At 50.2% G+C, this 2,451-nt stretch carries 3 protein-coding genes; all 3 read right to left on the bottom strand.

The genetic code is table 11. From position 1 onward, the window contains the following. Nucleotides 1-172: 172 nt before the first annotated feature. Genes tnpC through tnpA form a run of 3 tightly spaced genes read right to left on the bottom strand, consistent with a single transcriptional unit; the run spans nt 173 to nt 2,379 of the window. The gene (gene tnpC / locus O9X78_RS20590) at nt 173-1,699 is read right to left on the bottom strand and encodes an IS66 family transposase (protein ID WP_269621565.1); all 1,527 of its coding nucleotides are present in this window, start codon (nt 1,697-1,699) and stop codon (nt 173-175) included. Nucleotides 1,700-1,723: 24 nt separating this feature from the next. After that, nucleotides 1,724-2,080 carry an IS66 family insertion sequence element accessory protein TnpB gene (gene tnpB / locus O9X78_RS20585; RefSeq protein ID WP_269621564.1) on the bottom strand — a complete coding sequence of 119 codons (357 nt, stop codon included), beginning with the start codon at nt 2,078-2,080 and terminating at the stop codon, nt 1,724-1,726. Beyond that, the gene (gene tnpA, locus O9X78_RS20580) at nt 2,080-2,379 is read right to left on the bottom strand and encodes an IS66 family insertion sequence element accessory protein TnpA (RefSeq protein ID WP_269621563.1); all 300 of its coding nucleotides are present in this window, start codon (nt 2,377-2,379) and stop codon (nt 2,080-2,082) included. The genes tnpB and tnpA overlap by 1 nt, the downstream gene beginning before the upstream one ends. Between the last annotated feature and the right edge of the window lie 72 nt (nt 2,380-2,451).

Genomic DNA, 2,451 nt, shown 5'->3' with positions numbered 1-2,451 from the left:
CGCTCAACAAACCCCACCTAATTAATTATTTGCAAACTCAGATAATGCACCTATAGTTTTCTACAGGCTCTGGATGAGTCTACAGCATGGAAGGTAATCTCAAGGATGAGGGTCAGCAAGGGATTGGATGGCGTTGCCAAGAAGGCGACTGCCTTCCTGCTACTTTTCTTTATTAGGCGTTTGCCCACGGCAACAATGCCTGTAATTCTTCGGTTGTTGTCACACTCGGTAATTGACTAAAGACTTTGCACAAATACACGTAAGGCTCTACGTCATTTGCTTTTGCTGTTTCGATTAAGCTGTAGATCGCAGCGCTGGCCTGAGCACCTCTGGGCGTTGCGCTAAACAGCCAGTTCTTGCGGCCTATAACAAAAGGCCGGATGGCATTCTCGGCGAGGTTGTTATCAATATTCACGTCACCATCTTCCGTGTAACGAATCAGCTTTTCCCAATTTTTATTGAGATAACCCAGTGCCGTACCGAGCAGGCCTTTGGGCAAAGTGCTGTGCAAAGTTTTGTCCAACCATTCCCTCAGGGCATTGAGAATCGGAACGCTTTTTTCTTGTCGCAACTGGCGACGCGCTTCGCTGCTCGCGTCCTTCGCCTGCTTTTCGATAGCATACAGCTTGGCAATATAATTGATGGCCACATCGGCTTTGCCGGTGCGGGCGGTCTTTTTGTCTTTCGAGGTCGCCGCCTTTTGGGCGTCAACGAATTTACGGCGGGCATGAGCCCAGCAGCCCACATGGCTAATGTCGTATTGGCGGCCGACGGCATGGTAGCCTGCATAGTCATCGGTTTGCAGGTAACCACTAAAACCCGAGAGCAATTTCTCCGCCACGCTGCCAGCGCGACTCGGTGCATAGTCATATAACACGATGGGGCGACCAGGTGCGCCACTGCGCCTGACCCACATATACGATTGGCTACTCGCGGGCCTGTCCGGTTCGTTTAATACCTGAAGCGGCGTTTCGTCGCATTGTATGATTTTGCCACCGCGAAGTTCGCTATCAAGCTGGGCGATCAGCGGTGCAATCAACTCCCCACTGCGCATCATCCAATTCGCGAGGGTGTTGCGGGGGATATCAATTTCCATCCGCTTGAAGATACTTTCTTGGCGGTGCAGTGGCAGTGCATCTTGGTATTTCGCGGTAGCGATATACGCCAGTAGGCCTGCGCTCGCATTGCTCTTTGGAATGGGCTGCGCCGGTAATGCGGCTGTGCGTACATTAGATTCACACGCTTTGCAGGCGTATTTCAATCGAGCATGCTGCAGCACTTGGATTTTAGCGGGAATGATATCCAGCTGTTCACTGGTGTCTTCGCCGATATGCGTTAGCGCACAACCGCATTCACAGACTTTCTCTGCATCAGACAGGTCATGTTCGATACGGACGCGAGGCAAGTCAGCGGGTAACGATTTACGACCACGAGATTTGCGACGTTCGTACTGGATGGTGTCGGTTTCGGCGTCATCCGTGTTTTCGTTAAGGTCTTCCTCTGGGACAGGCTCAGCCGCTTCGGCTTCATTAAAAAGCTCGGCCTGTTCGTCCGACTTCTCGCTGCTGGCCGCAAAGCGTTTATGCCTGAGTAAACGCACTTGTTCTTCCAGTAAGGAGATGCGTTTATCCTTCTCCAAAAGCAAAGCTTTGAGGCTGTTGATATCGTCGGAAGAAGGAGATGAAAGTCGCGTCGTCATGACGAGTATTATACCAAAATACCGTTAGCTAACCGAGTCAAAATACAGGGTTTCGTGGGGTTTATTGCGCCAAATATCCAAGCCATCGAGCAAGAAGTTTAAGTCGCGGCCATCGCGTAATTCATAGCCTGACTCGCATTGGCGAGGCCATTTAAAGCGCTGCTTTTCTAGGCGCTTATACCACACGACAAAACCGTTTCGCTCCCAATACAGGAGTTTGATTTTATCTCGGCCACGATTACAAAATACAAATAGCACTTCCATCATCGGCGAGAGCGCCAGCTCGTTTTCAACCAGCGCGGCTAAGCCGTTAATAGACTTGCGCATATCCACCGGGGCCATGTACAAATAGACATCAACATGGGATGTCGGCCGCAGCATCAGTTCGATTCCCGAAGGAGTTGCAGCACCGCGGGCAACACGACAGGCAAATCGCTGGCGGATAATTCTAATCGAACGCCGAGCGGTAAATTCATTATCATACGAGATGAGGCTGGCATGCCGCCCAGTTTTATTAATTTTGCTGACGGCGCTTTTGCAGGGCTCAGCCGATTACGCCAATAAGCAAAGTTGTGAAATTTGATCTCATGCTGTTTGCAATACGCGGTTTGGGATAGACCGCTGCCTTGCCAAGCGGTGATGTGGTCTTGCCAAAATTGTTCTTTGTTGATTGTGCTCATGGATGACTCCTCAGTTTAAAACTGAAGAGTAAAGCTACCGCGAAAAGATTATTAGATGTGGTTTATTGATCG

The organism is Zhongshania aquatica (assembly GCF_027257955.1).
In the GTDB taxonomy this organism is placed as follows: Bacteria; Pseudomonadota; Gammaproteobacteria; order Pseudomonadales; family Spongiibacteraceae; genus Spongiibacter; species Spongiibacter aquatica.
The sequence above is the reverse complement of the archived record's forward strand: the minus strand, read 5'-3'. Positions and strand labels throughout refer to the sequence as shown.